Below are 26,718 nucleotides of genomic sequence, written 5' to 3' on the forward strand. Positions count from 1 at the left end.
CCGGAGTCCGGGCGCGGGGCCGCCCACGTCACCCCGCGGCGACCGGGGCGCGCCTGCGGCGGCGCGCCGCGCGCGCCTCGGCAGCGGTCAGGCAGACCACCGCCGTGAGCAGCAGGAGCGTGCCCGCGACCGTGGCCGCGGTGAGCCGCTCGCCCAGCAGCGCGACGGCGATGACCGCGGCGCTCACCGGTTCGAGCAGCATGACCACCGAGACGGTCGCGGCCCGCACCACGGCGGCGCCCGCGAAGTAGAGCACGTAGGCGAGCGCGGTCGGCACGGCCGCCACGTACACCAGCAGCCACACCACCTCGGACGGCCGCGCGGTGTGCGGCAGCGCGCCCTCGCCGGAGACCAGCGCGAACGGCAGCAGTGCCACCACCCCGATCGCGCAGGCCCAGGCCGTGGTGGCGGTGGCGTCCGACCGCGATCCTTCGCGGCCGAGCCACCGGGTGAGCAGGGTCATCGCGGCGTACCCGGCGGCGGACAGGACCGCGAGCCCCACCCCCGCGGGCCGTACGGCGGCGGAGCCGGTGCCGTCCCCGCCCAGGGTCAGCACGCCGAGTCCGGCGAGCGCCCCCGCGACGGCGAGGAGGCCGCCCGCGCCGAGCCGCTCGCCCATCAGCACCCGCGCGCCCAGCGCGATGAAGACGGGACCCGCGCCCAGCGTGACGACGGTGCCCACGGCGAGCCCCGTGGAGTGGACGGAGGCGAAGTAGGCGGTCTGGAAGACGGTGAACGCGATTCCCGACCCGGCGATCCGCAGCACCCGGCGGCGGGCCGGCACGGCCGCGCCGGACGGCGCGGCGCCCGGGGTCCCGCGTCGGCGCCCGCGCAGCGCGAGCGCCCCGAGCAGCAGGACGAGGCCGCCCGCGCAGCGCCAGAACGAGAGGGCGAACGGGCTCAGGTCGCTGACGCGGTACACGAGCGTGCCCGCGGCCCCCGCCGTCCCCCAGGCGAGCCCGGCGACGGTCAGGAACAGCAGTCCGCGCCCGACGGAGAGCGCGCCCCCGCTCCGTGGCGGCAGGGGCGCGGCGGCCGGGGCGACGAGGGGCGACAGGGGTACGGCCGCGGCGGAAGCGGCCGGTGCGGAGGAAGCGGCGGCCGGGTAGGCCGGGAGGGAGGAGGAGGCCGTGGAAGAAGACTCCGAAGGACGGGACGAACTCGACACGTGAGTGCTCCGTGGACGAAACGCGCGGACTGGTCGCTTGCTCCCGGGTACGCGGGCAGCGACGAGCCGGCCCGGGGACTGCCCGGGGCCTCGCGTCGTCGGTGGTGTCCGCCCGCGTCAGGCGGCGGGCGGCGGCAGCACGGTCGAATGCATGATCCGCAGCCTACGTGCCGTGGCCGCCGCCGGACAACCGCTCGTCCACCGCGGTGGGTTCCCCCGCGCCATCCGGCTCGGGCCCCGTCCGCGACGGCACACCGCCCGCCGCCACGACGCTCTCCACGGGCTTGCCCGGCGCGCCGCGCTGCGCGACGAACGCGCCGACGAGCACCACGACGCCGCCCGCGAGCTGCGGACCCGACAGGTGTTCGCCGAGCAGCACCCAGGCGAGCACCGTCGCCACCACCGCCTCAAGGCACGCGACCACGCCCGCGACCTGCGGCGACAGGCGGCGCACCGAGACCACACCGGCCATGTAGGCGACGACAGTGGCGATCAGCACGATCCAGCACAGCAGCAGGGCGGCGGCGACCGGGGTGCCGTCCATCCGCACGCTGCCGTCCAGCACGCCCCACTCCATCTGCCAGGGTCGGGCCACCGCCGTCAGGACGACCGCGCCGAACAGCAGCCCGTACGCGATGACCCCCAGCGGGTCGGCGCCGCCGGCGCCGCCGCTGCCGTGGTCCGAGAGGACGAAGTACGCGACCTGGCAGCACGCGGCGGCCAGCGCGAGCAGCAGCCCGAGCGCGTCCACGCTCAGTCCCGACCACACCTCGACCACGCACGCGAGCCCCGCCACCGCGAGCACGACGCCCACCGCGGCCGACCGGGACACCGGCCTGCGCTGGACGAAGCGCACCCAGAGCAGGACGAGGGCGGGCGCCAGGTACTCGATGAGCAGCGCGACGCCCACGGGGATGCGGGAGATCGCGGCGAAGTAGCACGCCTGGACGCCCGCCACCGCGAACAGTCCGAACCCGGCGAGCAGTGCGGGCCTGCGCGTCAGCAGCGCCCGGTGGCGGACGGCCACCGGCAGCATCAGCAGGGCGGCGCCGGTCACCCGGAGCCAGACGACGTGCAGCGGGTCGAGGCCCGCCTCGATCAGCGGTTTGGCGGCGACACCGGAACCGCCGAAGGCAACGGCTGAGGCCAGTGCGAGACCGAGACTGCTCCCCCGACCGCCGGGGGGACCGCCCTGAGTGAGACGCATGGCGCCATCATGACAGTCCGCGTCAGGAGCGTAACCACCGTGACCCCTGTACGGCGGTCCGGTGTACGGCAGCCTGGGTTACGACGGTCCTGCTCGGGCCGCCGGGGCCCTTCACGCCTCGGCGAGCCGGCCGGCCAGCTCGTCCGCGTCGACGCCCGCGCGGGCCAGGACCTCGACGGCCCGGCACTCCTGGTCGGCCGCGAGTCCCGCCAGCAGGTCGACGCCGCGGGCCCGGCGGGCGCCGTCCCCTGCCGCGCGGGTGAGGGCGTACTCCAGCGCGGCGGCCGCGGCGGGCGACCAGCCCCCGCGTCCCGCCTGCGTCACACGCGGCACCGCGCCCGAGTCCTCGACGGTGCCGTGCCAGCGCAGGCCGTAGCCGATGCTGCGCTGGACCAGATAGCCGAGCACCCGGGCCGCCTGACCGCCGTCGCCGACCACGGCGCGCACCTCGGGGTCGGACTCCAGCAGCGAGTGCAGCAGATGGGCGGTGTCGAGCTGCCCGTCGCCGTCCCGGTGGGCGCGCCTGCGGGCGCCCGAGACCACCGAGGAGAGTTCCACGGTGATCCGGGCGTCGAGGTCGACGGGGACGGCGGCGGGGGTTCCACTCCCCCGCGGGATGGGGCGTTGCACACTTCCACCACATCAGTCTCATCCCACCAGGGCATCCCCGGCGGGAAGCATCCGCCCGTCCGTCACTGGTTGGGCCGGGCCGCACGGCTCGTCATCCTTGCGGATGAGATCGCGGAGTACGGACGCCCGGCACCGGCGGAAGTGCTCGCGCCGCCTTGCGCGCGGGGCCGCCGTGCCTCTCGCGGCCCCGCGCGCGGCGCGGCGCGGCTCAGGCGATGACGCGCGCCAGCGAGAACCCGTCGTACCCCTTCGCGCCGACGGTCTGCACCGCGGTGGCGGACAGGCGCGGGTTGCGGCCGGTCAGTTCGAGGAACTCCCTGATGCCCCGCACACCCGGGTCGGCCGCTCCCGCGTCGGCCACGGCGCCGCCCCGTACGACGTTGTCGCCGACGATCACGCTGCCACGCCGGGTCAGCTTGAGCGCCCACTCCAGATAGCGCGGGTTGTTGGGCTTGTCCGCGTCGATGAAGACCAGGTCGAAGGGGTCCACGGCCTCCTCGACGAGCGCGGCGAGGGTGTCGAGCGCGGGCCCGAGCCGTACCTCGGTCCGGTCGGCGAGCCCCGCGTGGGCGAGGTTCCTGCGCGCCACGTCGGCGTGGACAGGATCGGCCTCCAGGGTCACGAGGTGGCCGTCGTCGGGCAGCGCGCGTCCGAGCCAGATGGCGCTGTAGCCGCCGAGTGTGCCGATCTCCAGGATCCGGCGCGCACCCTGGATCTGCGCGATGAGGTGCAGCAGCTTCCCCTGGTGGGGCGTGACGCTGATGGGCGGCAGCCCCGCAGCCTCGCCGGCGCGCAGCGCGGCGTCGAGCGCCTCGTCGTGCGGCACCAGGCAGTCTCCCAGGTACGCGTCCACCGCGGTCCATGTCTCGGTCATACGACTCCCCAACTGTTGTCTCCCACGCCCCTTGCGGCGCGGTTCCCGCACGGGCGGTGCGCCTGCCCCGCCGTCCGCACCGTAAGCGCCCCCTAAGCGCCCCCTCCCGGAGACCGGCGTGGCCCCGCGGCACCCGGCCACGGAGCCCCGCCGCCCCCCCTTTCCCCGTTCTCCCGCTCGTCTCCCCCCGGCGTCGTCGGCAGACCGCCCCACGGGCCGTCGAGGAGGGTCAGTCCTCGTCGCCCGCGGCGCCCTCGTCGTCGTCGGCGAGGATCAGGTACAGCTTCTTGCGGCTCTCGTTGATGACCCCGAGCGCCTTCTTGCGCTGGTCGGCGCTGCCGGTCTTCCAGACCTGCCCGAACGCCTCCATCAGGCCGAACCCGGCCTGGCGGATCTCGTTCATGGTCTCCCAGTCGATCCCCCTGCCCGCGTCCTCCCAGGGCGCGTCGGGGACCGAGTCGGCCTCCGCGCGACCGGCGTCGGTCAGCGTGAAGAGGTTCTTGCCGCCCTCGCTGCGGCTCGCGATCAGCCCCTCGTCCTCCAGCAGCTGGAGGGTCGGGTAGACCGAACCGGGGCTGGGCCGCCAGGCCCCGCCGCTGCGCTCGCCGATCTCCTGGATCATCTCGTAGCCGTGCATCGGCCGCTCCTTGAGCAGCGCGATGATCGAGGCGCGGACGTCGCCCTTGCGGGCACGCCCCCGGCCGCCGCCGCGTCCGCGGCCACCGCCGAACGGCCCGCCGGGCCCGCCGAACCCCGGCCCGAACGGCCCGAAGGCGGCACGCCGCCCCTCGAACCCCCCGCGCCCCCAGGGCCCCCCGAACCCCGGCCCGCGCTCATGCCCGTGTTCGTGCTCGTATCCGTGTGCTCCCTGCATGTCGGTACTCCTTCTCCCCTCGATGTCGTACACCTTTCCGCGTTCGATCGAAGACCGATCGCGATGCCTCAACGATATATCGGAAACAGCTCAACGACAACCCCCCACCCGACCTGCAAGGACTGTCCTGGCGCGCACCAGTGGCCACCGGTCAAGGGCGGCTGAAGGGCGGTCGCCGACACCGGGAGACCCCGCGCGCCCTCCGTGGGGACGCGTGAGGGCAGCAGCGACGTGCCCGCGGGCGACGCCGCGTGGCGGTCGGCCTACCGCGAGCGGCTGGAGCGGGCCGCGCGGGCGGCGACACGTCAGGGCACCGGGCCGGGGCGGATGCCGGCCACCGCTGTCCGAGGCCCGTGCGAAGGTGGGGGCATGGACTTGGAGAGCCTCGTCCGACTGCGCCGGGCGCGTGACCGGATGGACCGCGAGTACGCGGAGCCGCTCGACGTGCCCGCGCTCGCGCGCGGCGCGCTCATGTCGGCCGGCCACTTCTCCCGCAGTTTCCGCGCCGCCTTCGGCGAGACGCCGTACAGCTATCTCATGACGCGCAGGATCGAGCGGGCGAAGGCGCTGCTGCGCCGCGGGGACCTGTCGGTGACCGAGGTCTGCTGGGCGGTCGGCTGTACGTCGCTCGGGTCCTTCAGCTCACGCTTCACCGCACTCGTCGGCGAGAGCCCGAGCACCTACCGGGCCCGCCGCCACGACGAGGGCGCCGCCATCCCGGCCTGCGTCGCGAGGCTCCACACACGACCGGTCAGGAACGGAGAAGCAGAGGCGACATCCCGCCCGTAGCTTGAGTCGCATGGACATCACACTCTCCCAGTGCTTCATCGCCGTCGACGACCACGACAAGGCGCTCGCCTTCTACCGGGGCGTCCTGGGCCTCCAGGTGCGCGACGACGTCGGATTCGAGGGGATGCGATGGGTGACGGTGGGCTCGCCGTCGCAGCCCGACGTGGCCATCGTCCTCGAACCCCCGCTCGCCCATCCGAACGCCTCTGAGGCCGACCGCCGGGCCATGGCCGAGCTGCTGGCCAAGGGCCTGCTGCGCGGCGTCATCTTCAGCACCGACGACTGCGACGCCACCTTCGAACACATCCGCGCCGCGGGCGGCGAGGTCCTCCAGGAGCCGGTCGACCAGCCCTACGGCGTCCGCGACTGCGCCTTCCGCGACCCGGCGGGCAACATGCTGCGCTTCAACCAGCCACGTAGGGGCTGACGGCACGGCGCCGCCCGGCACGGGCCCTGCCGGCGCGCGGCCGGGGACCGTACAGTCGGCAAGCCCACCGGTCCGAGCCCGCCCGGCGCACAGCCCGCGCCCGCCCGGCGCACCATCCGCACACCCGCCCCCCCACGCCCCGCCCGGCGCCCCACGCGTACGCCTTCAACGTCCCCTCGGTCAGCGCCAGCGGCGCGATCACCGTGGAGCGGGGCGACCGCAAGGCGGTGAAGGCGACCTTCCGGCGCACCGGCGGAATGTGCCCGCGCTGCGAGGGCCGCGGCTCCGTCTCCGACATCGCCCCCGCCCGGCTCTACGACGCCTCGAAATCGCTGGCCGAGGGCGCCCTCACCGTCCCCGGCTCCACCGGCGGCGGCTGGAACGCCCGGCCTTACGCGGAACACCGCCTCGGCGGGCGCGACATCAGCGAAGTGCTCGCGATGTCGGTGGCCGAGGCCGAGGAGTTCTTCTGCGCGGGCGAGGCGCGCACCCCCGCGGCCCACGCCGTGCTGCGCAGGCTGGCGGACGTGGGACTCGGCAATCTCAAGCTCGGGCAGCTGCTGACCACGCTCTCGGGCGGGGAGCGGCAGCGGCTCAAGCTGGCGGCGCACAAGCCCGCGGAGGGCGGCGACGGCGTGTACGTGCTGGACGAGCCGACGGCGGGCCTCCACCTGGCGGACGTCGAGCAGTTGCTGGCGACGCTGGACCGCCTGGTCGGCTCCGGCACGTCGGTGGCCGTCGTGGAGCACCACCAGGCGGTGATGGCCCACGCCGACTGGATCATCGATCTGGGTCCCGGCGCGGGCCACGACCGCGGCCGGGTCGTGTTCGGGGGCACACCCGCCGGCCTGGTCGCCGCCCGCACCACCCGCCCGCACCACCCGCACAGCCGCACACCTCGCCGCCTACGTCGGCACCTGACGCACCGCGCCGGATCCCGGCCGCGGAGCCGGCGTGCGCCGCTGTGCCGCGGGCCCCGGGGCGTCCACCCGACACGACGTCGCACACCGGACGGTCGGGCTCATGGCCCGCCCGATACCCGGCCCCCGCCGGCCGGCCCCGCCTGCCTGCGGTCCGGCCGTCCCGGCCCACCCGGCGCCGCACGCCTGGTGGGCCGCCCGCACGGCGAGTCCCCCGCCCGGCCGCCGCCCCCACCAGCCGACGGGCCCCGGCCGGGCCGGTGGACTGCCAGCGGGCGGTGTGCCCGTCCGGCGGCCACCGGCACGGGCTCACGCCCCGGCGCGGGGGCCACCCGGCGCGGATTGGCGTTGGCCGGGGCGCGTCCCCGCGGCCTACGGTCTGCGCCATGCGTATCCGAATCGTCGACGCTTTCGCCGAGCGCCCCTTCGAGGGCAACCCGGCCGGGGTGCTGCTGCTCGACACCGCCGGCTTCCCCTCCGACTCCTGGCTGCGGCAGGTGGCGGCCGAGGTGAATCTCTCCGAGACCGCCTTCGCGCACCCGCTGCCGCCGGACGGCGGCGCCGACTGGGCGCTGCGCTGGTTCACCCCTGAGGCCGAGGTCGCCCTGTGCGGCCACGCCACCCTCGCCACCGCGCACGTGCTGCGCTCCGCAGGACTGGCCGCGGGGCCCGTGCGCTTGCGCACGCTCTCGGGCGTGCTGACGGCCGACGCGCACGCGGACGGCCGCATCACACTGGACTTCCCCACGTCGACGCTGACGCGGGTCCCGGTCCCGGACGGCGTGGAGAAGGCGCTCGGCGCCACGCCCGTCTCGGTGCACGCCACGTCGGAGCGGCTCGGCGACCTGCTGGTCGAGCTGGCCGACGAGCGGACCGTACGGGAACTCGCACCCGATGTCGACGCGCTCAGGCACCTCCCGGGCCGCGGCGTGGTGGCCACGGCGGCCGCCGCGCGTCCGGAGGAGGAGTACGCCTATGTCTCGCGCGCCTTCTACCCCGGCATCGGTCTCTCCGAGGACCCGGTCACGGGCAGCGCGCACACGGCCCTCGCGCCGTTCTGGTCGGCCCGGCTCGGCCGGGAGACGCTGACGGGGTTCCAGGCGTCGGCCCGTGGCGGGCGCGTGGTGACGTCGCTGCGCGGGGACCGTACGCTCCTGACGGGTACGGCGGTCACCGTGGTCGACGGCGAGCTGCGGGCGGGACCGGCCGACGGGTGAGCGTTCAGAGCGTCGGCAGCCAGCTGACGTGCCCGGCGAGCAGCGCGTAGCCGACGAAGGCGCCGATGTCCATCAGGGAGTGGGCGACGACCAGCGGTCCCACCCGGCCCCACCTGCGGTAGAGCAGGACGAAGACCACGCCCATCGCCAGGTTGCCCGCGAAGCCGCCGAGCCCCTGGTACAGGTGGTACGAGCCGCGCAGGACGGCGCTCCCGGCGAGCGCCGCCACCGGTGTCCAGCCGAGCCGGTCGAGCCGCCGCAGCAGGTAGCCCACCACGACGACCTCTTCGAGCACGGCGTTCTGCACGGCGGAGACCACCAGCACGGGGTACTTCCACCACACGTCGGGCAGCGACTCGGGCACCACCGTCAGGTTGGCGCCCGAGCCCTGCGCGAACAGGTAGAAGACGATGCCGACGCCACCCACACAGGCGGCGATCGCGGCGCCCCAGCCGAGGTCGAAGCCGGGCCTGCGCCGGTCGAATCCGATCGCGCGCAGGCTGCTGCCCTCGCGGAACAGCAGGTACGCGACGAGGACGACGGGCACCAGGGCGGTCGCGATGTCGAACAGCTGCCAGGTGAGGTCGAGCCACGGGCGGCCCGGGGCCGCCGAGGCGTTGAGGTTGGCGGCCTGGTTCTTGAGCGAACCGCCCTTGGTGACCGAGCCGATGAAGCTGATGAGCGCGGACACGCCGCTCGCTCCGAGGGAGAGCGCCAGCACGATCAGGGTCTCGGTCCGCAGGGCTCTGCGGGTGAGGGTCGTGTCTCCGGGACGGGGTTCGGTCACGGCCCCTGCCTCCACCTGCACACCGGCCTCCACGGGTACGCGTCTGGGTCGGCGCGCGGGGCCGACGTGCACAAGTTACGCCGGGTGTCTGTGCGAACGCCCCGCGACCCGGCCGGGGCGGCAGCGCGGCGGCGCACCCGCCCGGACGCCGCCGCCCGCGCGTGTCGCCGGGCGCGCTCAGTGCGACGGCAGGCGCCCCGACTCGTCGGGGCCGGGGAAGCCGACGGGCCAGGTGTGCACTGGACTGCCGTGGTGCATCAGCTCGCAGTACCGCCGGGTGGTGGCGGCGAACGCCGCGTCTCGTTCGAGCCCCGCGTCCAGCGCCCGGTGGAACGTTCCGACCTGCCACGACGCCCCGTTGATCCGCCGCTTGCAGCGCTCCTCGATGACCCCCAGGTACAGGTCGCGGTCGGCGGGCTCGATCTGCCACGCGTCGAGCCCGGCGGCCGCGAGCGGGAGCAGCTCCTCCCGTACGAGGTCGACGGCGGGCCTGGTGACGAGCCCCGACGACCTGCCGTGCCGCGGCCAGCGCAGCTCGGCCTCGATGCCGTGGCGGCAGGCGGTGTCGAAGTTCTCCGTTGCGGCGGAGAACGGCATCCGCTTCCACACCGGCCGGGAGTCGTCGGCGAGCGCGCGCACCAGCCCGTAGTAGAAGGCGGCGTTGGCGATGACGTCGGTGACGGTGGGCCCCGCGGGCAGCACCCGGTTCTCCACCCGCAGGTGCGGCACACCGTCGGCGACCTCGTACACCGGGCGGTTCCAGCGGTAGATGGTGCCGTTGTGCAGCGCCAGTTCCTGGAGGGCGGGCACTCCCCCGTCGTCGAGGACCTTCTGCGGGTCCTCGTCGGACATGATCGGCAGCAGCGGCAGGAAGTAGCGCAGGTTCTCCGCGAAGAGGTCGTACGGCGAGTCGATCCAGCGCTCCCCGAACCAGGTCCTCGGCCGGACGCCCTGGACCCGGAGCTCGGGCGGCCGCACATCGGTCGCCTGCTGGAACAGCGGCGGCCGCGACTCGTGCCAGAGCTCCTTGCCGAACAGGAACGGCGCGTTGGCTCCCAGGGCGATCTGCACGGCGGCGACGGCCTGCGCCGCGTTCCACACGTCGGCGAACCGCTCCTGGGTGACCTGGAGGTGGAGCTGCACGGAGGTGCACGCGGCCTCAGGGGCGATCGAGGGCGAGGTGGCGACCAGCCGCTCCACGCCCTCGATGTCGAGGCGGAAGTCCTCGCCGCGCGCGGCCCGCATCTGGTCGTTGAGCAGGGTGTAGCGGTCGACAGCCGACAGGCTTCCCGAGCCGACGTCGTGGTGGCCGAGGGTCGGCAGGATTCCGATCATCACGATGCCCGCGTCCACCTCCTCGGCTTTGCGGTGGGCGTATCCGAGCCCCGCGCGGAGTTCCTCCGCGAGCTGGTCGAGAACCCGTCCGTTCAGACGGTGCGGCGCGATATTAACTTCCAGGTTGAACATCCCGAGTTCGGTCTGGAAATCGCGGCTCGCGATACGGCTGAGGACCTCGTGGTTCATCATCCGGGGCAGGCCGTCAGAGCCCGCGAGATTCAGCTCGATCTCCAGCCCCATCAGATTCCTGGGCTTGTCGAACCGTTTCTCGGCGAGCAGCCTCCCGAACACCGAGAGGCACTGCCTGAGCCTCTTGCGGTACTGCTCGCGGCCGGCCAGATCAAAGCTCGCCGCTTCGACCTTCTCACCCATCGACGTGTCCTCCTCGGCGTGGACGGCCCGCGGCCGGTGCGCGCGCCTCGCTCGATGATGCCCCCGCGAGGTGATCCCTAACGTCCCGCGCACACCGCGGGGAGCGTCCCCAGGACACCCCGGGGCACCGGCGGTGAATAGCGGGAAGGGCGACGCGGCACATACAGGACGACTGTGCCGGAGGTTCGTGCGCGCGTTCCGCGCCGCCCCGGAATGCCCGCCGCATTCCGGGGCGGCGGGCCCACGCCCGCTGCCGCGGCGCCGCCCCGCTTCCGCGTTCCAGCCCTGCGACGCGCCTTTCCGGCATACGGTTGGACTCGGCGGCACAGGGTCGCGAGCGCGGTCGCGGGCAGGGAACGGGCAAGGCGTCGGGCACGGTGGCGGCCGCACGCGCGGAGCATGTGCCCTCGACATACGACAGACGGCATGGACCGCCGCACGGTACACAATGTGACGCAAAAATGCTGGACTCCTTTCGGCCGTCCGGCTCAGGCACATCCTCGCAGGCGGGGAGGGGCGTGCACGAAATTCTTCTAGCAAAGAGGCTCACGAGTGGGGCCGGATAGTGACTTGCCCGCAATAGTCACGACAGCTAGAAGAAACATCGCGTGAACACGCGTCGTATAAACTTTGCGGACGAGGTGGAAAGCGGGCGCAAGGCCCAGGCCCCCGGATCACGCTTCCGAGTCCGCACGCCGACAGAGCCGTCCGCACCTCCTTCCGCACCCGCGCTGCACCCTGTCTCCTGAGCGAGAGGCAACCCACCATGCCGCTGCATGTCCCCCCGGTACCCGCACCCGCCCTGCGCAGCGTTCTCGCCGCCCTCGGCTCCCCCGCCGCCGTACGGGAGGCCCCGACCCCGGCCCTGCGGTCCGCGGGCGGCGCGCTGAGCCCCGAACTCCCGCTTCCGCTCCACGTACTGGACGCGCCCGCGGTCCTCACCGCGCCCGACCCGCTCGACGGCTCGGAGCCCGCCCCGCACACCCGCCTGACGGGATGGCGCTTCGCCATCCGCGCGGGGGACCGGCTGGTCGCCGCCGCCGACACGATGCTCACCGCCGACGGCTGGGCCTTCTCCCGCTTCTTCGAGGGCCCCTACGTCACGGCGACCGAGCGGGCCCTGCGGCAGGCCGAGGGGCTGACGGCCGGGTACCAGCCGCGGCTGCTGTCCGTGCCGGGGCTCTACATGCTGACGCTGTGGCTGCACGGGGACACGGAGGCGGACCCCGCCGCCGGCGCGGTGGACCCGGCGGACCTGCTGGTGCCGCTGGCGCCCGCGCCTCCCGGCTTCGCGGCACACCGGCCGCACCGGGCGGCCGAGCTCCTTCCGGTGATCCGGCTGCGGCTCGCTCCCGCGCCCCTGCTGGGTACCCCCGCCTGACCTGCGACGCAGCGGCTTCTGACGCCCCGCGGCCGGACCGGCCGCGGGGCGTCGCGCGTGAATGCGTGGCACGGCAGGACCAACGGGCATCCACCACGGCCGAGTTGGGCCGAGCGGCCGACCGGGTGACGGCCCGGGTGCCGGTGCGGCGTGCTGCGGGGAAATCCCCGCGCCGCGCCCCTCGCGGGACCAGACTGGCGGGGTCCTGACGAGAGAGACGGGGGCAGTTCATGCAACGCGCACCGCGCTCGAAACCCGGCGCCGCCCCACCAGGGGGCGCCACCTCACCGGCCGCCCGCGGACGGGACCCCGAGTCCCGGAGCGCCACAGCACCCACCACGCGAGGGAACCCGCCCATGTGCCGCCACCAACCAGCCTGTCCCAGCGCCCGCTCGGCCGACCGCGAGGCGGCCCGCCCCCTGGTGAGCCGCCCCGAGCAGGGGTGGAGCCTGCTGTGCAACGGAGTCGTCCTGTTCGAGGACACCGGCGAACTGCTGCCGGACGGGCGGGTGGTCGCGCCGCACCGTACGCCCAGGGCCGCCACGGCCGCCTGAGCCGCGCGCGGCGGCACATACGGCACAGGGCCCGGCGCCGAGCGGACGCTCGGGCCGGGCCCTGTGGTGTGCCAGGGGCGCGCGGATCACGGCCGCGCGCCCGGCGCGCTCAGTGCTCGTAGGCGTCGAGCGGCGGGCACGAGCAGACCAGGTTGCGGTCGCCGAACGCGCCGTCGATGCGCCGCACCGGGGGCCAGTACTTGTCCGCCGCCGAGACGCCGGGCGGGAAGACCGCGGTCTCCCTGCTGTAGGGGTGCGGCCAGTCGCCGCCGAGCACGGCCGCCGTGTGCGGCGCGTTGCGCAGCGGGTTGTCGTCCGTGCCCCACTCGCCCGTCGCGACCTTCTCGATCTCCGCGCGGATCGCGATCATCGCCGCGCAGAACCGGTCGAGCTCCGCGAGGTCCTCGCTCTCGGTCGGCTCGATCATCAGCGTCCCCGCGACCGGGAACGACATGGTCGGCGCGTGGAACCCGTAGTCGATCAGACGCTTGGCGATGTCGTCGACGCTGACGCCGGTCGCCTTGGTCAGCGGGCGCAGGTCGATGATGCACTCGTGGGCGACGAGCCCGCCGGGGCCGGTGTAGAGCACCGGGTAGTGGGGTTCGAGGCGCTTGGCGACGTAGTTCGCCGCGAGCACCGCGACCTGGGTGGCGCGGGCCAGGCCCTCGCCGCCCATGAGCCGGACGTACGCCCAGGAGATCGGCAGGATGCCCGCGGAGCCCCACGGCGCGGCCGAGACGGGGCCGACGCCGGTCTCGGGGCCCGCGGCGCTCTGGAGCGGGTGGTTGGGCAGGTACGGCGCGAGGTGCGCGCGCACGCCGATCGGGCCGACGCCGGGACCGCCGCCGCCGTGCGGGATGCAGAACGTCTTGTGCAGGTTGAGGTGGGAGACGTCCGAGCCGAAGCGGCCCGGCTTGGCCAGGCCCACCAGCGCGTTGAGGTTGGCGCCGTCCACGTAGACCTGGCCGCCCGCGTCGTGCACGGCGGCGCAGACGTCGCCGATCTGCTCCTCGAACACGCCGTGCGTGGACGGGTAGGTGACCATGAGGACGGCCAGCTCGTCGCCGTGCTGCTCGATCTTGGCGCGCAGGTCCTCGACGTCGACGTCGCCGGACTCGCTGGTCTTCACGACGACGACCTTCATGCCCGCCATGACCGCGCTCGCCGCGTTGGTGCCGTGCGCGGAGGACGGGATCAGGCAGACGGTGCGGTGCGTGTCCCCGTTGGCACGGTGGTACGCGCGCACCGCGAGCAGGCCCGCGAGTTCGCCCTGGGAGCCGGCGTTGGGCTGGAGCGACACCGCGTCGTACCCGGTGACCTCGGCGAGGCGCTCCTCCAGCTCCCGGACGAGGGTGAGGTAGCCCTGCGCCTGCTCGATGGGCGCGAAGGGGTGCAGGGCGCCGAACTCGGGCCAGGTGACGGGCTCCATCTCGGTGGTGCCGTTGAGCTTCATGGTGCAGGAGCCGAGCGGGATCATGCCGCGGTCGAGCGCGTAGTCCCGGTCCGAGAGGCGGCGCAGGTAGCGCAGCATGGACGTCTCGGAGCGGTGGTTGTGGAAGACCGGGTGGGTGAGGTACTCGCCGGTGCGCAGCAGGGCCTCGGGCAGCGCGTCGGCCGCCTCGGCGTCCAGCGCCTCGATCTGCTCGGCGCCGCCCGGCACACCGAATGCGGTCCACACGGCGACCAGCTGGGCGCGGCCGGTGGTCTCGTCGCAGGCCGCGGAGACGTGGTCGGCGTCGACGAGCCGCAGGTTGACGCCGCCCTCGCGGGCCGCGGCGACGACCTCGGCGGCCCGGCCGGGCACGCGCAGGGTGAGCGTGTCGAAGTAGGCGTCCTCGGTGACCTCGACACCGCAGGCCCGCAGGCCCGCGGCGAGGACCGTGGCGTACCTGTGGGTGCGGCGCGCGATGTCGCGCAGCCCTTCGGGACCGTGGTAGACGGCGTACATGCCGGCCATGACGGCGAGCAGCACCTGCGCGGTGCAGATGTTGCTTGTGGCCTTCTCGCGGCGGATGTGCTGCTCGCGGGTCTGGAGGGCGAGCCGGTACGCCCTGTCGCCGTCGGCGTCCACGGAGACGCCGACGAGGCGTCCCGGCAGGCTGCGGGCGAACTTCTCGCGAACGGCCAGGTAGCCGGCGTGCGGGCCGCCGAAGCCCATGGGGACGCCGAAGCGCTGGGTGGTGCCGACCGCGATGTCCGCGCCCAGTTCGCCGGGCGGGGTGAGCAGCGTGAGGGCGAGCAGGTCGGCGGAGACGGTGACGATCGCGCCGAGCTCGTGGGCCTGCTCGATCACGTGCCGCGGGTCGCGCACGGCACCTGAGGCGCCCGGGTACTGGAGCAGGACGCCGAAGACGCCGCGCCCGGCCACCTCGGCGGGGATGCCGTCGCTCAGGTCCGCCACGACGACCTCGACTCCGGTGGGTTCCGCGCGGGTGCGGATCACGGCGACGGTCTGCGGCAGGGCGTCGGAGTCGACCAGGAAGACACCCTCCTTGACCTTGCCGACGCGGCGCGCGAGGGCCATCGCCTCAGCCGCTGCGGTGCCCTCGTCGAGCAGCGAGGCGCCCGAGGTGGGCAGCCCCGTCAGGTCGGCGACCATCGTCTGGAAGTTCAGCAGGGCCTCAAGACGCCCCTGCGAGATCTCCGGCTGGTACGGGGTGTAGGCGGTGTACCAGGCGGGGTTCTCCAGCACGTTGCGCAGGATCACCGGCGGCGTGTACGTGCCGTAGTAGCCGAGCCCGATCATCGGCGCGAGCACCTGGTTGCGGTCGGCGAGCGAGCGCAGTTCGGCGAGCACCTCGGCCTCGGTGCGGGCCCCCGGCAGGTTCAGCGCCTCGGCGCTCCTGATCACGTCGGGGACCGCCGCGGAGGTCAGCTCGTCCAGCGATCCGTAGCCGATCTGGGCGAGCATCTTGGCCTGGGCCGCCGCGTCGGGCCCGATGTGGCGGTCTTCGAAGGGGATGCCGCGCTCCAGCTGTGCGAGCGTCTTGCGGTGGGCGGTCATGTGCGGAGGGCCTCCTGGTCGGCGCGACCTGCGTGGGACTCCGCTCGGCGGCGAGCGGTGCCCGGACGGCCTCCCCCTCTGTCATGGACCTGAGAGCTTCACCTGCCCCGCGCGGCGCGCCGCGGGACGGTTTTCACCGTCGGTGAGGGCGGAGGCCGTGGGCGCCCGTCCTGCTTTTCAGAGTGACCTCGTCCGCGCGGTACGGGGTGCCTGAGAGATTCCGGGGAGGATTTGCTCCTTCGGCGCCCCCGGCGGGCTGCCGGAGGACTCTCCCGCGCGGGGTCAGTGGCCTCTGCCAGCCTACCAGCGGAGTCGCCACCGGCCCTGGTGCGCTGCCTCACGCCCGCCCTCTCGCGGCTCCCACCGGGCGCGCCACCAGAAGCACCTTTTTGTAGTATTTGCCTCAGATGCGACCTATGGGAGGCACCGTGGAGACCGACATCGATCCGCGCAGTCTGATCGGCCGCAAGGCGTTCGACAGCGCGGGGCACAAGATCGGCACGGTGGACGAGGTCTACCTGGACGACGCCACCGGGGTCCCCGAGTGGGCCGCCGTCCGCACGGGTCTGTTCAGCAGGGACGCGTTCGTCCCCCTCGAACCCAGCGCCCTCGTCGACAACACCCTGCGGGTCCCCTTCGAGCGCTCCCTCATCAAGGACGCCCCCGACTTCGGCGTGGGCCGCCACCTCTCCCCCGAGCAGGAGCTCCAGCTCTACCACCACTACGGCCTCGAACTGCCGCCCGCGGCCCCGCCCGAGCACCCGGCCGCCCTCTCCGACCGGGACGCGGAACGCGACTTCGGCCACGTCGCAGGCCAGGACGACTGACCGCCCGCCGCTAGCTGCTCGCCTCCCGGCGGCCCCCGGGCACCAGCGGCAGCGGATCCGAAGGCTCCAGGTCCGGGTCGTCCAGCCAGAACGTCCGCACCCGGCCCACCGGCGAGCCGGGCTCCTCGAAACGCACCGTGACCCGGCGCGCCCCGCTCCCCTGCACCCAGCCGGGCCCGTACGCGGCATGGCGCACGTCGTGGCCCGCCTGGTACCGCCGCTCTTTCCGGGCCGTCGCGGCGGAGTCGGGCGGGGCCTGCGGCGGCGCCGGCTCCGCAGCCGCCGCGGGCTCGTCGGGCAGGGCGACCGGCGCGTCCACCCCGGCCCCCGGGCCGGCCTGCGCGAACAGGTCCTCCTGGGTGAAGTCCGCGAGCCCCGTGACGCCCACCCCCAGCAGCCGCACGCCGCCCGTGGTGTCCACGGCGTCGAGCAGCCGCCCCGCGGCCTCCCGCACCACCGAGACGTCGTCCGTGGGCCCGCGCAGCGTCTCGGAGCGCGTCAGCGTCGAGAAGTCGTACCTGCGGACCTTCAGCACCACCGTCCTGCCGGATCTGCCCGCGGCCCGCAGCCGCTGCACGCAGCGCTCCGCGAGCCGGTCCACCTCGGCGCGCACCCGCACCCGGTCGTGCAGGTCGACGTCGAAGGTGTCCTCCACGGAGACCGACTTCGCGTCCCGGTCGGAGACGACGGGCCGCTCGTCGAGCCCGAGCGCCATCCGGTAGAGCGACAGTCCGTGCGCCCTGCCCACCAGCCGTACCAGCTCGTCCTCGCCGGCCTCCGCGAGGTGCGCCACCGTCGTCATGCCGGCGCGCCGCAGATGGTCGCCCGTCGCGGGCCCCACGCCGGGCAGCGTGCGCACCGGCATCGGCCCGAGCAGCTCCCGCTCGGTGCCCGGCTCGATGACCACGAGGCCGTCCGGCTTGGCCTCCTCCGAGCCGATCTTCGCGAGCATCTTGGAGCCGGCGAGCCCCACCGACCCGCTCAGCCCTGTCACGGCCCTGATGTCCGCCCGCAGCCGCTCCCCCCTGGCCCGCGCCGAGGCGCTGTCCCAGGCCGTGCCGCCGGCCTCCAGGTCCACGAAAGCCTCATCGAGGCTGAGCGGCTCCACGAGCGGCGAGAGCCGCCCCAGCAGCTCCATCACCTGACCGCTGATCGCGCGGTAGAGGGAGAAGCGCGGCACCAGGTACGCGGCGTGCGGCGCGAGCCGCCTGGCCTGCGCCGTCGGCATCGCCGAGTGGACGCCGAACCGCCGCGCCTCGTACGAGGCCGTCGCCACCACCCCACGCGGCCCGATCCCGCCGACCACCACGGCCTTGCCCCGCAGGCTCGGCTTGGACGCCTGCTCCACCGAGGCATAGAACGCGTCCATGTCCAGGTGGAGGATGGTCGGCGCGCGTCTCATACCCCCGATGCTGCCGCACGGGTCCGACAACGGCGCCCTGCGGACACGCGCGGCCGCCGTGGCGGGGCGCCCGCCCGGGTCAGACCGCCCGGTCGCGGCGCCTGCGCGCCAGCTCGTCCCCCGGGTTGTTGCCGACGAGGGTCTCCCCGGTGTCGACGCGCTCGCCGTGCAGCTGAGAGAGCGCCGCCTCCACGTCGCGCCACACCACGCCCACGGCGATTCCGAAGACGCCCTGCCCGCACTGGAGCAGCGAGACGACCTCGTCGGGCGACGTGCACTCGTGGACGGTCGCGCCGTCGCACATGAGCGTCATCCGGTCCAGGTCCTTGAAGCCCCGGTCCCGCAGGTGCTGGACGGCCGCCCGGATGTTCTGGAGGGCCACACCCGTGTCGAGGAAACGCTTGACGATCTTCAGGACGACGACGTCGCGGAAACCGTAGAGGCGCTGCGTGCCCGAGCCGTAGGCGGGCCGCACGCTGGGCTCGACGAGGCCGGTGCGCGCCCAGTAGTCCAACTGGCGGTACGTGATACCGGCCGCCGCGCAGGCCGTGGGCCCGCGGTACCCGACACTCTCGTGCGTGGGGTCGACCGAACTGCCGTGAAGCCGGTACGCGCTCGCCGTCGTACCGTCGCCGCTGCTTCTCACGCCGACCTCCGTCCTTGACCTGCCTTCACGACGGTAGGCAGTCACTCGGGGTGCGTCAACGATCGCCGCACTCGCCACGCCGAGTGATAATCACCCTGAGGGTGGTTTAGCGTGCCCCATTCCGGGGAATGGCTCCTCGAATTGTCCGAGCCAGAGCATGATAGCCACTTCCCGGCGGCCCTCCGGCCACCGGATCGGCGCCCCGCGCGGCCGAGTTGGCCGCCGATGCGCCGACCGGCACCTCACTGGCTGTTCGTCCCGAAGTCCTCCGGCGAGATCTGGTCGAGGAACTCGCGGAACTTCTCCACCTCGTCCTCCTGTTCGTCGGGGATCGCGATCCCGGCGTCGTCCAGGACACCGTCGCTGCCGTAGATCGGCGTTCCCGTGCGCAGGGCGAGCGCTATGGCGTCGGACGGCCGCGCACTCACCTCGACTCCGCTGGCGAAGACCAGCTCCGCGTAGAAGACCCCTTCGCGGAGGTCCGTGATGCGTACTTCCGTGAGCTCCTGGCCCACCGCTTCGAGGACATCCTTGAAAAGGTCGTGCGTCAGCGGTCTCGCCGGTGCCATGCCCTGCTGTGCGAAGGCGATGGCGGTGGCCTCCCCAGGTCCGATCCAGATGGGGAGGTACCGATCGCCTCCCACTTCGCGCAGGAGCACGATCGGCTGGTTGGAGGGCATTTCCACCCGGACACCCACAACGTCGAGCTCGTTCACACAGCAACCCTAGGACGTGCCGTGCGGGTTTGGGTAGTCGGGCACCGCCGGGATCAGTCCGGCCGGCCATGGAGCGCGGTACGCACGAGCGCCGCGTGCAGCCGTACGGACAGTCCCGCGAGCTCCCGCATGGTGGCCTCCGCATGGGCCCTGGTCTGCGGATTACGGTGCCGGCGCAGCGGCGCGACGACCTGCTCGACCAGCCCCGCCTCCCGCTCGGCGGCCGCTTTCATGATCCTCAGATGGCGGGGTTCGAGGCCAAAACGGCCGAGATCCGCCACCAGCCGCGCCACCTGGACGGTGTCCGCGTCATAGCTGCCGTCGGGCTGTGCCGCGATCAGCCCGTACGACTCCCACGCGTCCAGGTCGTCCGCCGACACCTCGAGCGCGGCGAGCAGCTCGGCGCGCCCCACCCGAGCAGCCGTCGGCCCTTCCTGCTCAGGGACCGCGGCCACGGGCCAGCTGTCGCGGTCCCGCTGGGGCCCCGGCAGCGCCACCTGCTCGCCGCGTCCGAGGGCCTCCAGATGCTCCTTGATGACCTTCAGGGGAAGATAGTGGTCCCGCTGCATGCGCAGCACCAGGGCGAGCCGTTCGACGTCCTGAGGGCTGAACTTGCGGTACCCGGAGGGGGTCCTGCGCGGCTCCACCAGTCCTTCAGCCTCAAGGAAGCGGATCTTCGAGATGGTGACCTCGGGGAACTCGTCGCGCAGCCGCGTGAGCACCGCTCCGATGCTCACCAGCGGCTCGCCCGCCGGGGCGGTGCCGCGGTCGGCACCGCCCTTCGGTGTACGCAACACGTGCCCTCCGGGGGTCACACGCCCCGCTGGCTCGCGTGGAAGACCAGCCGGTACTTGCCGATCTGGACCTCGTCGCCGTTCGCCAGCAGGACCGAGTCGATCCGCTCACGGTTGACGTAGGTGCCGTTGAGGCTGCCGACGTCGGAGACGGTGAACAGCCCGTCGGCGCCCCTGCGGAACTCCACGTGCCGACGCGAGACCGTCACGTCGTCCAGGAAGATGTCGCTCTGCGGGTGGCGTCCCGCCGTCGTCAGCTCGCCGTCCAGCAGGAAGCGGCTGCCCGAGTTGGGGCCCCTGCGGACGATCAGCAGCGCCGAGCCGAACGGGAGCGCCTCGACGGCCGCCTGGGCCTCGGGGCTGAGCGTGGGCAGCTGCGTCTGCCCGGTGGTCTCCGGATCGTACGCCTCAAGGCCGGAGATGGAGATCGTGGACGTCGTCTCGGAGGCGCGCTCACTCGGCACACCGGCGCGCAGCGGAGCGCCGCAGTTCGAGCAGAAACGGCTGGCCTCGGCGTTCCGATGCCCGCATCTTGAGCAAACCAGGGCCGACATGGCGGGGTCCTCCTGCCGTGGCTGCCCCGCCCGAGGGTCGGTCGCGAACGAGGCCGTGGGAAAGTCTCCACTCGTACTTGAGGTTGACGGTTCCCCGAAACCTATGCGGCCTTGCCCAGCAGGGTCAACAGACGACGCGCCGGTGCCCGCGGAGCCGCCCACCTCGTCGCGGAAGAGGGGCCGGCCGCCGCCCTGCTCCTCGTCCTGCCCCTGCCGCGACGCACGGTGACGGGCGCTGCCGCCCTCCTCGCGCGTCTTCTTGCCGAACAACTTCGCAAACCAATTCACGGGCGATTCCCCTTGACCGAAACAGACCCGCCCGTGGGGCAGGACGACATCTCACTGAACACGCCTGCCGACCCGGACATCTTGACAGCGTCCGTATACACCGAACAGTTTCCACCACACATCACGCTGATCGTGCGTCGACCCCCCGCAACCTCTTGCCCGCACGGCACCTGCGCCATGCACCCCCGCGTCACCGGGAGGACGACCGAGCGTAGCCAGGCTGCTTCGCCGGTCGCAAGGCGTCCACGACCACCTTCGAGGAGCCGGTCACGGTGGCCGTGGCCTGCTCCTTCTCCAGTGTCTGCACCACTCCGCCCGGGATGTTGAGCGCCGGCTCCAGGTCCTGGGGCCGGCCGATCACCGTGAACCGGTAGGGAGGCCGTACGGCCCTGCCGTCCACCGCGATGTCACCCCCCGTTCCCGTGAAGTCGGTGTCGGCGACGACGCGTACACCGTTCACCTGGATCGCTTCCGCACCCGCCGCCCGCAGTTCCTGGACCGTGTCGAGCAGCATGTCGGACTCCACCGTGTGCCGTGCGTCCTGCACGGTCAGGGTGATCCCGGGGCCCTGCGCCGCCGTCGTGCCGGCGAGGATGCCGAGTTGCTGCTCCTTCTTACGCGTCTGCCTGCGCGCCTCCTCCGCCTGGTCCGAACTGTTCTCAAGACCCGTACGCTGATCCACCAGATCCTGCTTCTCGTCCTCAAGACGCTGTGTGCGGTTGTCCAGTTCATCGAGGATACGGACAAGATCCTCCTGACGCGCGCCGCGCAACGCGCTCCCGTCGCTGTGCGACCTGACCTGGACGGCGAGACCGAGGCCCAGCACGAACAGCAGCACCGCCACCGCGAGTTGGGCCCGGGTGACGCGCGGCGGCCACAGTCCTGCGGCGAGCCGCTGCCTGCCGCTGACCGGCGGTCTGCCCTCCGGGGGCGTGTCCTGGCCCTGGACGCCCGGGGGCTGTGAGGTACTCATCGGCGTCAGGCCCTGAAGACGTGCCGGCGGATCGCCGCGGCGTTGGAGAAGATCCGGATGCCGAGCACCACGACGACACCGGTGGACAGCTGCGCCCCGACACCGAGTTTGTCGCCGAGGAACACGATCAGCGCGGCCACCACCACGTTCGAGAGGAACGACACCACGAAAACCTTGTCCACGAAAATGCCGTCGAGCATGGCGCGCAGCCCGCCGAAGACCGCGTCGAGCGCGGCGACGACGGCGATCGGCAGGTAGGGCTCGACCACCGCCGGCACTTCGGGCCGGACGAACAGCCCGACCACGACTCCTATGACGAGGCCCAGTACGGCGATCACGATGTGCCCTTCCCTGTCTTCCCTGTCTCCCCGGCCTCACCCGGGCTCGCTGCGGTGGACGGCGAGCCGTCGCCGGACGGCACCGGCTTCGCGGTCCGCACAATCAGGCTCGGCGCGGCGGGCAGCCGCACGTCGTCCCGCGCGGACAGGGACGTGCGGATGCCGAAGTCGTTCTTGAGCGACGCCAGGTACCTGCCGTCGGCGCTGCCGCGGAAGGCGGACGCGAGCTTCGCGCCGTCCCCCACCGCGAGCACCGTGTACGGCGGCACCAGTGGCCTGTTGTCGACCAGTATGGCGTCCCCCGCGGCCCTGATGGCCGAAAGCCCCGTGAGCCGCTGGTCGTTGACGGAGACGGCCTCGGCGCCTGACGACCAGAGGCCGTTGACGACACGTTGCAGGTCGTGGTCGCGCACCCGGCCCGTGTCGGAGAAGTCGTCGTTCTCGCGCGGGCCGCCTTCGCCACCCGACTCGGAGTCCTTGGCGTCGTCCACGACGAGTTTCACGCCGGGTCCGCGCACAGCGGTGGCACCGGCCAGCAGCGACACCAACTGTCCGGAACCGCGTCCGTCTTGTTTCAGCGCGGCCTGCTGGCGGCGGCCGACGTCCGCCCGCAGCCCGTCCACCTCGCGCTCCAGCGCGTCGGCGTGCCGGGTCTCGCTGCCGACCCGGTCGATGAGCTCCTGGCGCTCCTTGGCCACGACCGGCGCCGCGTGGCGGGTCTGCGCGGCGCCCAGGGTGACCACCAGCGCGGCCAGCACGAGGCCGCCGCCGAGCCAGAGTTTGGCCCGCAGGGTGCGCGGCAGGGCGCCGTCCCCGGCGCGCCTGCGCGCCGCCGCCTCGGCGTACCCGTCGTCGAGGCTGTGGTCCATCACGTTGGTCAGCAGCGACATCGACGCGTCGGGACGCGCTCGCCCCGCGTCGGTGCTCCGTGTGGGGGACTGCTGCGGCATGCCGCACATCGTCGCATGTCGCCGCGCCCGCCACCGACACGGCCCCGCGCCACGGACATGGCCCGCGTCCGTGGCCGCGGGCCATGTCCGTGGCAGCGGGCGGTCAGTGCCCTGCGCTGTCCACGATGGTGGACCACTCGTCCAGCAGGGCCTGCGCGGACGCGTCGTCCGGCCCCTCGGCCCACAGGTGGGTGACGGCCTCCGCCGGGTCGGGCAGCACCATCACCCAGCGGCCGTCGGCCTCCACGACCCGCACCCCGTCCGTGGTGTCCACCTGTCGGTCTCCCGCGGCCTCCACGACGGTCCGCATCACGAGGCCCTTGACGGCCCACGGCGTGGCCAGGTCGCGCCGCAGGACGTGGGCCCGCGGGATGCGCGCGTCGATCTGGCTGAGGGTGAGCTGGGTACGCGCCACCAGGCCGATGAGTCGCACGAACGCCGCTGAGCCGTCCAGCACGCTGCTGAACTCCGGCACCAGGAAGGCGCCCCTGCCGTCGCCGCCGAAGATGGTGGTCTCCTCGCGGCCCACCCGCGTCAGGTCGTCGGGCGACGTCGTCGTCCACTCGACCTGGGTGCCGTGGTACGCGGCGACCTGCTCGGCGATCCGTGTCGTCGTCACCGGCAGCGCGACACGGCCGCTGCGCCGCTCGGAGGCGACCAGGTCGAGCAGGACGAGCAGCGCCCGGTCGTCCTCAATGATCTTGCCCCGCTCGTCCACGAGGGAGAGCCGCTCGCCGACGGGGTCGAAGCGCACACCGAACGCGGCCCGCGCCGACGCCACGATCTCGCCGAGCCGTACGAGCCCGGACCTGCGGGACTCGGGGGTCTCCGTGGGCCTGGACTCGTCGAGGCCGGGGTTGATGGTCAGCGAGTCGACGCCGAGCCGACCGAGCAGGCTGGGCAGGACGAGCCCCGCGCTGCCGTTCGACGCGTCGACGACGACCTTGAGGTTGGCCTCGGCGATGCCCGTCGTGTCGACGCTGCGCAGCAGCGCGCCCGTGTACGAGTCGAAGACGCTGGACGGGAACTGCAGGTCCCCGATCTCGCCGGGGAACGCCCTGCGGTACTCCTGGCGCGCGTAGACCCGGTCGAGCTTGCGCTGCCCCGCCTGGGACAGGTCGGCGCCCCGCTCGTCGAAGAACATGATGTCGACGGAGTCGGGCACACCCGGCGTCGTGCGGATCATGATGCCGCCCGCGCTGCCGCGCGCGGTCTGCTGCCTGGCGACCGGCAGGGGCACGTTCTCCAGGTCGCGCACGTCGATGGCGCTGGACTGCAGCGACGAGATCACGGCCCGCTTGAGGGCGCGCGCGCCACGTGAGTGGTCACGGGCCGTGGTGACCGTGGAGCCCTTCTTCAACGTCGTGGCGTACGCCCCGGCGAGCCGGACCGCGAGTTCGGGGGTGATCTCCACGTTCAGGATGCCGGAGACGCCCCTCGCGCCGAACAGATTCGCCTGTCCTCGCGACTCCCAGATCACCGACGTGTTGACGAACGCGCCGGCCTCGATCGTCTTGAACGGGTAGACGCGGACATTGCCCTGGATGATCGATTCCTCGCCGACGAGGCACTCGTCGCCGATGACCGCGCCGTCGTCGATTCTCGCGGCCCGCATGACGTCGGTGTTCTTGCCGATGACGCATCCGCGGAGGTTGCACTGCTGGCCGATGTAGACGTTGTCGTGGACGACGGAACGGTGGACGAACGCGCCGGACTTCACGACCACGTTGGAGCCGATGACCGTGTGCTCCCGGATCTCGGCGCCGGCCTCGACCTTCGCGTAGTCCCCGATGTACAGCGGCCCGCGCAGCACCGCGTCCGGGTGGACCTCCGCGCCCTCGGCGACCCAGACGCCGGGCGAGATCTCGAAGCCCTCGATCTCGACGTCGACCTTGCCCTCAAGGACGTCGGCCTGCGCCTTCTGGTAGCTCTCGTGGGTGCCCACGTCCTCCCAGTAGCCCTCGGCGACATAGCCGTAGATCGGCTTGCCCTCCTTCATGAGCTGCGGGAAGACATCTCCGGACCAGTCGACGGAGACATCGGCCTCGACGTAGTCGAAGACCTCGGGCTCCATCACGTAGATCCCGGTGTTCACCGTGTCGGAGAAGACCTGGCCCCAGGTCGGCTTCTCCAGGAAGCGCTCGACCTTGCCTTCCTCGTCCACGATCGTGATGCCGAATTCCAGCGGGTTCGGGACCCGGGTCAGGCACACGGTGACGAGCGCGCCCTTTTCCTTGTGGAAGGCGATGAGGTCGGTCAGGTCGAAGTCGGTCAGAGCATCGCCCGAGATGACGAGGAAGGCGTCGTCCTTGAGGGCCGCCTCCGCGTTCTTCACGCTGCCGGCGGTGCCGAGCGGCTTCTCCTCGTTGGCGTAGCTGAGCTCCATGCCCAGCTCCTCGCCGTCGCCGAAGTAATTCTTGACGAGTGACGCGAGGAACTGCACGGTCACCACGGTCTCGGTCAGTCCATGGCGCTTGAGCAACCTCAGCACGTGCTCCATGATCGGCCGGTTGGCCACCGGCAGGAGCGGCTTGGGCATGCTTGAGGTCATGGGGCGAAGCCGAGTACCTTCACCACCGGCCATTACGACGGCCTTCATGTCGGAAGCGTCCTCCTCGAAGAGACGATCTCGCCGACTTCACCCGTCAGGGCTCACCGGGCCTGGCGTCAGGCGGGCGGCTCTGCGACGCTGCAAGGCCACTGTGACGGGATCAGCCGGTCACCGCGTCTGCGTTGACAAGCCGGCGGACCTGGACCACGTACAGAATCCCTGCCCACCAATAGAGGGTTGTACCCCATCCTGCGAACGCCCATCCGAAAACTTCGGCGAGTGACGCAAGCCACCCACTTCCGTCACTGAGCAACAGCAGCGGGAAGGCGTACATCAAGTTGAAGGTAGCCGCCTTCCCCAGGAAGTTCACCTGGGGCGGCGGATAGCCGTGCCTGCGGAGAATGCCCACCATGACGAGGAGCATCAGCTCGCGCGCCAAAAGTACGGCGGTGAGCCAGAGCGGCAGGATGTCCCGCCAGGTAAGCCCGACGAGGGTCGACAGAATGTAGAGCCGGTCGGCGGCGGGGTCGAGGAGCCGCCCCAGCTTGCTGATCTGATTCCAGCGCCGGGCGAGCTTGCCGTCGAGGTAGTCGCTGACACCGCTGAACGCCAGCACGAGCAGCGCCCAGCCGTCGGCCTTGGACTGTCCGAACTCCGGCCGCAGGATCAACCACAGGAACACCGGTACGCCGACCAGGCGGGCCATGCTGAGAATGTTCGGGACGGTGAGCACCCGGTCCGTCTGTACGCGGGTCTCCTGGACCTCCACCCGGGGGCCTCCTGTGGGAACGATCTGACGATGCCACCTGACCCTACCCGCACGGGTACCGGCCCGTGGCGACGGGGGCCTGCACAACGCAGAAAGGGCCCGCACCACCCGGTGCGGGCCCTCCCCAACTCCCTCTTTTTCAAAAACTGTTCGGCGGCGACCTACTCTCCCACAAGGTCCCCCTTGCAGTACCATCGGCGCAATAAGGCTTAGCTTCCGGGTTCGGAATGTAACCGGGCGTTTCCCCTACGCTATAACCACCGAAACACAAAGAAACCAACCAGCAAAACAGCCGTTCGTGGTTTCAGAACCAACACAGTGGACGCGAGCCTCTATGGACAAGCCCTCGGCCTATTAGTACCGGTCAA

The 26,718-nt window shown here is 72.6% G+C and carries 24 protein-coding genes, 1 rRNA gene, 1 pseudogene and 1 riboswitch; of the genes and pseudogenes, 7 read left to right on the top strand and 19 right to left on the bottom strand.

Annotated features, from left to right (window positions below; all coding sequences use genetic code 11):
* Window positions 1–28: 28 nt before the first annotated feature.
* The 5 genes from ABEA77_RS12585 to ABEA77_RS12605 all read right to left on the bottom strand — a co-directional run bounded on the left by ABEA77_RS12585 (window position 29) and on the right by ABEA77_RS12605 (window position 4,753).
* Window positions 29–1,024, bottom strand: a complete 996-nt coding sequence (locus tag ABEA77_RS12585; RefSeq protein WP_345645545.1) for a DMT family transporter — start codon at window positions 1,022–1,024, stop codon at window positions 29–31.
* 307 nt (window positions 1,025–1,331) lie between these two features.
* Window positions 1,332–2,375, bottom strand: coding sequence for an EamA family transporter (locus ABEA77_RS12590; RefSeq protein WP_345645478.1), 1,044 nt, complete (start codon window positions 2,373–2,375; stop codon window positions 1,332–1,334).
* A 111-nt stretch (window positions 2,376–2,486) separates the two neighbouring features.
* On the bottom strand, window positions 2,487–3,005 hold the full coding sequence (locus tag ABEA77_RS12595; RefSeq protein ID WP_345645481.1) for a Clp protease N-terminal domain-containing protein: 519 nt from the start codon (window positions 3,003–3,005) through the stop codon (window positions 2,487–2,489).
* A 208-nt stretch (window positions 3,006–3,213) separates the two neighbouring features.
* Window positions 3,214–3,879: an O-methyltransferase gene (locus ABEA77_RS12600; RefSeq protein WP_345645484.1), complete on the bottom strand. Its 666-nt coding sequence runs from the start codon at window positions 3,877–3,879 to the stop codon at window positions 3,214–3,216.
* A gap of 229 nt (window positions 3,880–4,108) precedes the next feature.
* A complete protein-coding gene (locus ABEA77_RS12605; RefSeq protein WP_345645487.1) occupies window positions 4,109–4,753 on the bottom strand; it encodes a PadR family transcriptional regulator in 645 nt (214 codons plus the stop codon).
* A 369-nt stretch (window positions 4,754–5,122) separates the two neighbouring features.
* Between ABEA77_RS12605 and ABEA77_RS12610 the strand changes: the two genes are divergently transcribed.
* From ABEA77_RS12610 to ABEA77_RS12625, 4 genes and pseudogenes are all read left to right on the top strand, one after another.
* Window positions 5,123–5,542 (top strand): helix-turn-helix domain-containing protein, encoded by a 420-nt coding sequence (locus tag ABEA77_RS12610; protein ID WP_345645490.1) that lies wholly within the window; start codon window positions 5,123–5,125, stop codon window positions 5,540–5,542.
* Window positions 5,543–5,552: 10 nt separating this feature from the next.
* The gene (locus ABEA77_RS12615) at window positions 5,553–5,969 is read left to right on the top strand and encodes a VOC family protein (RefSeq protein WP_345645493.1); all 417 of its coding nucleotides are present in this window, start codon (window positions 5,553–5,555) and stop codon (window positions 5,967–5,969) included.
* Between the two features lie 398 nt (window positions 5,970–6,367).
* A pseudogene (locus tag ABEA77_RS12620) lies at window positions 6,368–6,890 on the top strand (excinuclease ABC subunit UvrA); the annotation flags it as partial.
* 385 nt (window positions 6,891–7,275) lie between these two features.
* Complete coding sequence (locus tag ABEA77_RS12625; RefSeq protein WP_345645496.1) at window positions 7,276–8,106, top strand: PhzF family phenazine biosynthesis protein; 831 nt, start codon at window positions 7,276–7,278, stop codon at window positions 8,104–8,106.
* 4 nt (window positions 8,107–8,110) lie between these two features.
* On the opposite strand, the gene ABEA77_RS12630 is transcribed toward ABEA77_RS12625, so the two are convergent.
* Window positions 8,111–8,914, bottom strand: a complete 804-nt coding sequence (locus ABEA77_RS12630) for a CPBP family intramembrane glutamic endopeptidase (RefSeq protein WP_345645499.1) — start codon at window positions 8,912–8,914, stop codon at window positions 8,111–8,113.
* 156 nt (window positions 8,915–9,070) lie between these two features.
* On the bottom strand, window positions 9,071–10,603 hold the full coding sequence (locus tag ABEA77_RS12635; RefSeq protein WP_345645502.1) for a glutamate-cysteine ligase family protein: 1,533 nt from the start codon (window positions 10,601–10,603) through the stop codon (window positions 9,071–9,073).
* Window positions 10,604–11,369: 766 nt separating this feature from the next.
* On the opposite strand from ABEA77_RS12635, the gene ABEA77_RS12640 reads away from it, so the two are divergent.
* Together ABEA77_RS12640 and ABEA77_RS12645 are read left to right on the top strand one after the other, a co-directional pair.
* Entirely contained in the window at window positions 11,370–11,984 is a 615-nt protein-coding gene (locus ABEA77_RS12640; RefSeq protein ID WP_345645503.1) for a hypothetical protein, read from the top strand.
* A gap of 356 nt (window positions 11,985–12,340) precedes the next feature.
* Window positions 12,341–12,538, top strand: a complete 198-nt coding sequence (locus ABEA77_RS12645) for a DUF5999 family protein (protein WP_345645506.1) — start codon at window positions 12,341–12,343, stop codon at window positions 12,536–12,538.
* A gap of 109 nt (window positions 12,539–12,647) precedes the next feature.
* Here the strand turns inward: ABEA77_RS12645 and gcvP are convergent, their stop codons facing one another.
* Window positions 12,648–15,542: an aminomethyl-transferring glycine dehydrogenase gene (gene gcvP, locus ABEA77_RS12650; RefSeq protein ID WP_345645508.1), complete on the bottom strand. Its 2,895-nt coding sequence runs from the start codon at window positions 15,540–15,542 to the stop codon at window positions 12,648–12,650.
* A 187-nt stretch (window positions 15,543–15,729) separates the two neighbouring features.
* Window positions 15,730–15,827, bottom strand: a riboswitch (glycine riboswitch).
* Between the two features lie 131 nt (window positions 15,828–15,958).
* Here gcvP and ABEA77_RS12655 point away from each other — a divergent pair.
* Window positions 15,959–16,369: a PRC-barrel domain-containing protein gene (locus tag ABEA77_RS12655; RefSeq protein ID WP_345645511.1), complete on the top strand. Its 411-nt coding sequence runs from the start codon at window positions 15,959–15,961 to the stop codon at window positions 16,367–16,369.
* 10 nt (window positions 16,370–16,379) lie between these two features.
* On the opposite strand, the gene ABEA77_RS12660 is transcribed toward ABEA77_RS12655, so the two are convergent.
* From ABEA77_RS12660 to rrf, 11 genes are all read right to left on the bottom strand, one after another.
* Window positions 16,380–17,771 (bottom strand): DNA polymerase IV, encoded by a 1,392-nt coding sequence (locus ABEA77_RS12660; RefSeq protein WP_345645515.1) that lies wholly within the window; start codon window positions 17,769–17,771, stop codon window positions 16,380–16,382.
* A gap of 79 nt (window positions 17,772–17,850) precedes the next feature.
* On the bottom strand, window positions 17,851–18,417 hold the full coding sequence (locus tag ABEA77_RS12665; protein WP_425588267.1) for a MerR family transcriptional regulator: 567 nt from the start codon (window positions 18,415–18,417) through the stop codon (window positions 17,851–17,853).
* Between the two features lie 242 nt (window positions 18,418–18,659).
* Window positions 18,660–19,133: a bifunctional nuclease family protein gene (locus tag ABEA77_RS12670; RefSeq protein WP_006123076.1), complete on the bottom strand. Its 474-nt coding sequence runs from the start codon at window positions 19,131–19,133 to the stop codon at window positions 18,660–18,662.
* Between the two features lie 53 nt (window positions 19,134–19,186).
* Window positions 19,187–19,930: a transcriptional regulator FtsR gene (gene ftsR, locus ABEA77_RS12675; RefSeq protein ID WP_345645521.1), complete on the bottom strand. Its 744-nt coding sequence runs from the start codon at window positions 19,928–19,930 to the stop codon at window positions 19,187–19,189.
* Window positions 19,931–19,944: 14 nt separating this feature from the next.
* Complete coding sequence (locus tag ABEA77_RS12680; RefSeq protein WP_345645547.1) at window positions 19,945–20,811, bottom strand: double zinc ribbon and FHA domain-containing protein; 867 nt, start codon at window positions 20,809–20,811, stop codon at window positions 19,945–19,947.
* Window positions 20,812–20,959: 148 nt separating this feature from the next.
* On the bottom strand, window positions 20,960–21,742 hold the full coding sequence (locus tag ABEA77_RS12685; RefSeq protein ID WP_345645523.1) for a DUF881 domain-containing protein: 783 nt from the start codon (window positions 21,740–21,742) through the stop codon (window positions 20,960–20,962).
* A gap of 5 nt (window positions 21,743–21,747) precedes the next feature.
* Window positions 21,748–22,080 (bottom strand): small basic family protein, encoded by a 333-nt coding sequence (locus tag ABEA77_RS12690; protein WP_345645526.1) that lies wholly within the window; start codon window positions 22,078–22,080, stop codon window positions 21,748–21,750.
* A complete protein-coding gene (locus ABEA77_RS12695; RefSeq protein WP_345645529.1) occupies window positions 22,077–23,030 on the bottom strand; it encodes a DUF881 domain-containing protein in 954 nt (317 codons plus the stop codon). Before ABEA77_RS12695 ends, ABEA77_RS12690 begins: the two co-directional genes overlap by 4 nt.
* Window positions 23,031–23,133: 103 nt before the next feature.
* Window positions 23,134–25,629 (bottom strand): sugar phosphate nucleotidyltransferase, encoded by a 2,496-nt coding sequence (locus ABEA77_RS12700; protein WP_345645532.1) that lies wholly within the window; start codon window positions 25,627–25,629, stop codon window positions 23,134–23,136.
* A gap of 112 nt (window positions 25,630–25,741) precedes the next feature.
* Window positions 25,742–26,350: a cardiolipin synthase ClsA gene (gene clsA / locus ABEA77_RS12705; protein WP_345645535.1), complete on the bottom strand. Its 609-nt coding sequence runs from the start codon at window positions 26,348–26,350 to the stop codon at window positions 25,742–25,744.
* 148 nt (window positions 26,351–26,498) lie between these two features.
* A 5S ribosomal RNA gene (gene rrf / locus ABEA77_RS12710) occupies window positions 26,499–26,615 on the bottom strand.
* Window positions 26,616–26,718: the final 103 nt, after the last annotated feature.

It is taken from the genome of Streptomyces tremellae (genome assembly GCF_039540215.1).
Lineage (GTDB): Bacteria > Actinomycetota > Actinomycetes > Streptomycetales > Streptomycetaceae > Streptomyces > Streptomyces tremellae.

Bases quoted from the DNA above. Each gene is read 5' to 3' on its own strand.
- ABEA77_RS12590 (WP_345645478.1), bottom strand. From the start codon at position 2,375: ATGCGTCTCACTCAGGGCGGTCCCCCCGGCGGTCGGGGGAGCAGTCTC.
- ABEA77_RS12600 (WP_345645484.1), bottom strand. From the start codon at position 3,879: ATGACCGAGACATGGACCGCGGTGGACGCGTACCTGGGAGACTGCCTG.
- ABEA77_RS12605 (WP_345645487.1), bottom strand. From the start codon at position 4,753: ATGCAGGGAGCACACGGATACGAGCACGAACACGGGCATGAGCGCGGG.
- ABEA77_RS12610 (WP_345645490.1), top strand. From the start codon at position 5,123: ATGGACTTGGAGAGCCTCGTCCGACTGCGCCGGGCGCGTGACCGGATG.
- ABEA77_RS12615 (WP_345645493.1), top strand. From the start codon at position 5,553: ATGGACATCACACTCTCCCAGTGCTTCATCGCCGTCGACGACCACGAC.
- ABEA77_RS12625 (WP_345645496.1), top strand. From the start codon at position 7,276: ATGCGTATCCGAATCGTCGACGCTTTCGCCGAGCGCCCCTTCGAGGGC.
- ABEA77_RS12635 (WP_345645502.1), bottom strand. From the start codon at position 10,603: ATGGGTGAGAAGGTCGAAGCGGCGAGCTTTGATCTGGCCGGCCGCGAG.
- ABEA77_RS12640 (WP_345645503.1), top strand. From the start codon at position 11,370: ATGCCGCTGCATGTCCCCCCGGTACCCGCACCCGCCCTGCGCAGCGTT.
- ABEA77_RS12645 (WP_345645506.1), top strand. From the start codon at position 12,341: ATGTGCCGCCACCAACCAGCCTGTCCCAGCGCCCGCTCGGCCGACCGC.
- gcvP (WP_345645508.1), bottom strand. From the start codon at position 15,542: ATGACCGCCCACCGCAAGACGCTCGCACAGCTGGAGCGCGGCATCCCC.
- ABEA77_RS12655 (WP_345645511.1), top strand. From the start codon at position 15,959: ATGGGAGGCACCGTGGAGACCGACATCGATCCGCGCAGTCTGATCGGC.
- ABEA77_RS12660 (WP_345645515.1), bottom strand. From the start codon at position 17,771: ATGAGACGCGCGCCGACCATCCTCCACCTGGACATGGACGCGTTCTAT.
- ABEA77_RS12685 (WP_345645523.1), bottom strand. From the start codon at position 21,742: ATGAGTACCTCACAGCCCCCGGGCGTCCAGGGCCAGGACACGCCCCCG.
- ABEA77_RS12695 (WP_345645529.1), bottom strand. From the start codon at position 23,030: ATGCCGCAGCAGTCCCCCACACGGAGCACCGACGCGGGGCGAGCGCGT.
- ABEA77_RS12700 (WP_345645532.1), bottom strand. From the start codon at position 25,629: ATGAAGGCCGTCGTAATGGCCGGTGGTGAAGGTACTCGGCTTCGCCCC.